The sequence below is a fragment of the Streptomyces sp. P5F9 genome (assembly GCF_057961495.1).
The window spans coordinates 1-911 of record NZ_JBXVPZ010000988.1 but is presented as its reverse complement, the minus strand read 5'-3'; the positions used below and the strand labels follow the sequence as shown (position 1 = coordinate 911).

Annotated in this window: 1 protein-coding gene and 1 pseudogene; one reads left to right on the top strand and one right to left on the bottom strand. The window is 68.3% G+C overall.

The window, feature by feature from the left end:
- Nucleotides 1-207 (bottom strand): annotated as a pseudogene (locus AC31A1_RS51990) (NERD domain-containing protein); the annotation flags it as partial.
- 96 nt (nt 208-303) lie between these two features.
- Here AC31A1_RS51990 and AC31A1_RS51985 point away from each other — a divergent pair.
- Nucleotides 304-810 (top strand): protein-tyrosine phosphatase family protein, encoded by a 507-nt coding sequence (locus AC31A1_RS51985; protein ID WP_489660007.1) that lies wholly within the window; start codon nt 304-306, stop codon nt 808-810.
- The last annotated feature ends 101 nt before the right edge of the window (nt 811-911 follow it).

The window sequence follows — 911 nt, the reverse complement described above, 5'->3', positions numbered from 1 at the left end:
GGTCGGCACCGGGGGCGGGCCCACCGTGACCGGGCCGGTGAGGAAGGGGCCGAGGGCGTGCAGGACGTCCTCCCTGCGGTCCTCGCTCAGCAGGTTGATCCGGGCCGCCTCCCTGTCGTACCAGGCGACGTTCCTTCCGTCGGTGTGACAGACGTACAGCCGTTCCTGACCATGGCGCCAGGTCGGTATGACGCGCAGTCCGCTCATGCACCATCACCCCTCGACCATGGGAACAGGCGGGGTGCTCAAGGGGCAAGAACCCGGTTACCTTTGGGTCAGTCGCTGGGGCTTGGGGAGGCGCCGTTGCGGACGCGCAGGAAGCAACCCGACGTACCCGCTCCGGACAGTCCGTGGAGCGAGATCACGCCCGGTCTGTGGATGGGCGGACACGAGTTCAGGGGGCGTTCGGGGCAACTGGAGTTCGCGGTGGTGCGCGACGAGTTCGATCTCGTGCAGACGCTGCTACGGCTGCCCGGGCACGGGCCCGACACCGGCATCGAGCACCATGTGTGGCCGATTCCGGACGGGCCGCTCGACGGGACGCAGCTGGCCGGCGTGATGCGGCTGGCCGTCGCCGCCTGCGACGCGCTGGACGAGGGGCGGAAGGTCCTCGTCCGCTGCTACCACGGGTACAACAGGTCAGGTTTGGTCGTCGCCCACGCGCTGGTCCGCCGCGGGTACTCCACCGACGAGGCGATACAGCTGATCCGCTCCCGCCGATCCCCGTGGGCCCTCCACAACGAACTGTTCGTCGAGTACCTGCGGACAGGACTCTCCACGGCCCGGCTGCTGGAGGAGCTGGCCGAGTAATCGTTTCCCCCCGATCCGTCCAACCCACCCGCGCACATGAACAAAAAGGACTTCCCTACGAATAGGGTGTACGGGTCCCACACCAGCGCCCCGCAGGAGAG